This window comes from Marinoscillum sp. MHG1-6 (genome assembly GCF_024714475.1).
Taxonomy (GTDB): Bacteria; Bacteroidota; Bacteroidia; order Cytophagales; family Cyclobacteriaceae; genus JAMZMI01.
Window position 1 is genome coordinate 1 of record NZ_JAMZMI010000016.1, and the last position, 4,080, is coordinate 4,080.

Consider the following 4,080-nt stretch of genomic DNA (forward strand, 5'->3'; position numbering starts at 1 on the left):
AGTAGCGGTAGTTAAGAGAGGGACACCATATCAGGATAGAATTGCACTAAAAAAAGTTGAAATGGCTTGATTTTATCATAGATATCGACCAGCTATCGGGCGTATGTCCGCAGCTAGTGAATAGCACTAAAGTAGTGAAATCTGCCGAAGCTCACAACGGTTCCAAATGGCACTGCACTCTGAAAGTCTTAAAATCTTGCGAGCAGAAGTAAGTGAAAAGCACTGCCGATTCTCAGCGGCAGATATCACGGTCGAGTTGCACTGAAACCAGCCAGAATGCACCAAGACATATGCCCGATCAGCGTCTGTTAGGCTCTTATTTTAGTTCCTCTGAAAATCAGGTATCCAGCACCTTGCGTACACTGTTTTTATTTGTCCGTTCGGATATATGGCAGTTACGAAAGTATGATTCCCGTCAAAGCATCCATCCGCTCCAAGCTGTAGTGAGTTATTTGACCAATCTTGGCCGCTAATGTCAGTTCTACGAATTTCTAGGAGTTCAGGAAATTGTAGTTGATATTTCACTGAATCTAAGTTGATGTTCACGGTATCAATTTCAAGTATGGAGTTGTAAGTCTTTATTTCAACTATTTGGTTGTTGACTAATATCTGCATTAAGTCGCTTGGACAGTTAAAACAGATATGATTGTAGTCTTCCATGAGATAAACCGTATCCATTCTTTTCAGTTCGGATAGGTTGATGTTCAACAGTTCTGGTAGTTTGTTCTTCCTGAAATCAAGTTGAGCCTTAATGTGGTCATATCCCCGACCAGCATCCTTGTAACGAGAGTTCTCAATATGACTTTTCTGTTCATCGAATATTTGTTGGTTCAGTTCCTCATATTTCGAGCAGGAAAGGGCAAGGATTGTTATAATGATGATGAACTTTGAAATTCGCATAATTGAGCCTAACGCCCATGTATGAGGCGTGTGCTCTCACTTTGTGGACAGCACCAATATAGTGAAGTCTGCCGGTGCTTCCAAAGTTTGTAGAAAGCAGTGCGTACAGAAAGATGAAAAACTCCCGCAAGCAGAAGTTTCCAAACAGCACAAAACTTCTTCGGCGGCAGACTCACGGTCGAGTCTTGATGCAGTTTGTAGAAAGCACTTAAGCACATGCCTTCATACAGTTTGTTAGATGTATTTTATGCGATTTGTCCAGTCGAACCGTCCCAAAAAAGTTCGGTAGTTTCAAGTTCCGAAAATCTTTCAAAAAGTTTACCCAGGTTGTTAATTGCTGCTGGTTCACAAATCAGATAAAAATCTGTTATTGCAGAGTTTGGATGTTCCTCGTTGTTGTTCATTCTAAAATGAATTCCGGCTTCTGATCCGTTAGGTGAGTTTAGAAAAAGCTCAAATAGAAAGTAAAAGGCAAAACGATCTTCAGGCTTTTCAGATCCGAGTTCCCATTTGAAGTTTCTTGGATCAAAAGGAAATCCTTGTAGTGCTTCTCCTATGGATTTTAGCTGTTTAGCGTTATCATAAATTTCCAGACTTCCTGCATGTTCACCATTACAAGCCTGAATCACCAAGTTGACATGATAGGGTTCTTCGTAAGGATGTCGTGTGATTTTTATGAAGGTTGGTAAGTTCAATTCTACGTTGCTCTAATTACATCTAACGCCTGTGTATGGCGCTGTGTGCGCCCCACTAGCTAGTGGCAGCAAAATAGCTAAACTGCCGGAGTGATACAAATGCCAGATTCGTACTGCTCACAGAAATATAAAAGATCCTGCGCTCTGCACCAGATAGAAAGCACCTCAGTTTCCCAGCGGCAGTTTAGTGGTCGAGTTGCACGAAAGCCGGCTAGAAGCACGTTCGCACATGCGCCCATACACCATGTTAGCTATCGGGATTTTCATTCACAGTTGCACGTTCCCAGGGATCTTGATATTGTTCGCAGAGGGTGAATTTGTTCTCTTCGGGTTCGTTAACAGGTATTAGTTCGAAGTTGCGTAGTTGATATTCAGTGTCCAGGTGTTCGTCCGGTTGTTCCGGTGAAAAACTCATAAGTTGACCGTTTACGCTCCAATTTCCAGCTACAAATCCGTTCGCTTGACTACAACCATGATAACTAAATCGGAAGGTACTATCCTTCATCAACACAAGTGACTTTCCGTAGAAACCAAAGTCACCACAATAGGATTGAAGCACCTGTTCGTTTTGCCGCTCGTTGGTGAAGTAGAGTAAAATTCCAATTAAGATGGCAGCAAGAGTAATTACACCGATCAAGTTCGTTCGTCCGTTCGAATGTCTGATTTTTCTACTGTCTGAAAAGTACCGTCTCATTTTGCTCTGGCTACCTGATAGCTAACGCCCAGATATGGCGCTGTGGCCTCCGAGCTTAATTAATTGCAATAAAAGTAGCTTATCTGCCGGTGCATTCAAAGCATCAGATACGCAGTGCGCCATGAAGATGAAAAACTCCCGCTAGCGAAAGAAAGTAGAAAGCACTTCACTTCCTTGGCGGCAGATAAGCGGGATGTTTAGCAGACTCTTGGTAGACTGCTAAGTAAGGCCATGCGCCATCATCGCCTGTTAGTAGCTTTTTATTCTGCGTTCCACTTTGTTGAAAATTCCTCTACATTCTCTCTGTTCGATCCGTATGAAAACCCAAATCTGAGACGTTGAAATGCGCCAGAGTCGTCACTAAGGCTATTGATCAGGAGTTCGTTCGTCTGTGTGAAAACTAGAGTTACCATCTGAGATTGTCCAAGATTGTTCCAGGCCCAAGCTCTTAAATAGTTTTCTTGATTGATTCTCAATTGCCAACCAAGTTCGGAAATGATGTTGAAGGCTTTGGATTTGGCGTTCTCCAAATTCTCAAATTCACCGATCTTGTCAAGAACTTTAACGTTCTGATACCCTTTTATTAGAAGGTAAACTAGTAATCCGACAATTCCGTTCAAGTAGATGATCCATAGTATTCGCCAAAAAGTCATCTCTTGTTGAAATTGATGAGTATTTACAAGGGTGAATAAGATTATTGGTAGAAGGGAGAGCATTGCGAAGGTTATAACATCCCAAAATTTGCGTTTGGGTTCGACTAATTTTCTAGTTCTCAGAGTTGCCTCAATATCAAGTTCATCAATCATATGCAATATGAGGAATTGCTACTAACGCCCAGATATGGCGCTGTGGCCTCCGAGCTTTTTTAATACCGATAAAAGTAGCTTATCTGCCGGTGCATTCAAAGTATCAGACTGGCACTGCGCTAATCCAGATAAAAAACTCCTACCGACAGAAGAAAGTAGAATGCTCTTCAATTTCATGGCGGCAGATAAGTGGGATGTTTTGCAGACACTTGGCACAAGGCTAATTAAGGCCATGCGCCATCATCGTTTGTTAGGTACAGATTCTACGATTTTGTCTTCGTTGTTCAGAGTTATCAGGTGAACAGAAATCAGCAGAAGTTCAGCTTCAGAGTTGAAGTTAAACGAGTCAGGATTCTTAATAAGTTGAGCGTTCATAGCTGGTGAATAAGAACCTGCTTGTTCAAATGCATCTCCATAGGAAGTTAATCTGTCGGTCTTTGCGCAATAGCTAGTTAAGAAGTTCGTAAATCCACCTTTCATGTTAGGGCAGATAGATAAAATATTCACGACACTATCCCTAGAAAAGGATCGTGTTCCTCTACAAGTTGACCAAATGTTATCGTAAGTTGACTCAGACAAAGAGTTAAGAAGTTCAGCTTGCTTTGATTTGGAAATTCCAAGTTCAAAGTCATATCCAGAATTCTTGAATTGATCAAAGTATGATTTTAAGCAGTCAGTTCGGTTGCCTTCACAATCGGCTGTTAGTTCATTGACAACAAACTCAGTTAGTTGGTTAAGTTCTGTGATTTGAGTTGACTCGAAATAGTTGGAAAGTTCACCAGATGTCGATGAACAGCTCCAAAAAGTCAGGAAGATGGCTGTGAATCTCAAAAACTTGATCATGGGAATATTTGTGCCTAACCTTTAGCTTCCCTTCCTATAAATATTCCAAGAAACTGAATTTAATAACTTAAAGATAGGAAAGGCAGGTTTTGAACCAAGCGCTAACCAGGATTTGAGACCTATTGGTCGATTTGGTACCTGC

The 4,080-nt window shown here is 41.3% G+C and carries 5 protein-coding genes; all 5 read right to left on the reverse strand.

The genetic code is table 11. The features are described from left to right. Window positions 1–321: 321 nt before the first annotated feature. Window positions 322–900, reverse strand: a complete 579-nt coding sequence (locus tag NXR94_RS17015; RefSeq protein WP_258105881.1) for a hypothetical protein — start codon at window positions 898–900, stop codon at window positions 322–324. A 245-nt stretch (window positions 901–1,145) separates the two neighbouring features. Beyond that, complete coding sequence (locus NXR94_RS17020) at window positions 1,146–1,595, reverse strand: hypothetical protein (protein WP_258105882.1); 450 nt, start codon at window positions 1,593–1,595, stop codon at window positions 1,146–1,148. 247 nt (window positions 1,596–1,842) lie between these two features. After that, window positions 1,843–2,289: a hypothetical protein gene (locus NXR94_RS17025; protein WP_258105883.1), complete on the reverse strand. Its 447-nt coding sequence runs from the start codon at window positions 2,287–2,289 to the stop codon at window positions 1,843–1,845. Between the two features lie 260 nt (window positions 2,290–2,549). Then, window positions 2,550–2,942, reverse strand: coding sequence for a hypothetical protein (locus NXR94_RS17030; RefSeq protein ID WP_258105884.1), 393 nt, complete (start codon window positions 2,940–2,942; stop codon window positions 2,550–2,552). 393 nt (window positions 2,943–3,335) lie between these two features. Then, window positions 3,336–3,938 (reverse strand): hypothetical protein, encoded by a 603-nt coding sequence (locus tag NXR94_RS17035; protein WP_258105885.1) that lies wholly within the window; start codon window positions 3,936–3,938, stop codon window positions 3,336–3,338. Window positions 3,939–4,080: the final 142 nt, after the last annotated feature.

Coding starts and splice junctions, on each gene's coding strand:
- NXR94_RS17030 (WP_258105884.1), bottom strand. CDS start 2,942: ATGACTTTTTGGCGAATACTATGGATCATCTACTTGAACGGAATTGTC.
- NXR94_RS17035 (WP_258105885.1), bottom strand. CDS start 3,938: ATGATCAAGTTTTTGAGATTCACAGCCATCTTCCTGACTTTTTGGAGC.
- NXR94_RS17015 (WP_258105881.1), bottom strand. CDS start 900: ATGCGAATTTCAAAGTTCATCATCATTATAACAATCCTTGCCCTTTCC.
- NXR94_RS17025 (WP_258105883.1), bottom strand. CDS start 2,289: ATGAGACGGTACTTTTCAGACAGTAGAAAAATCAGACATTCGAACGGA.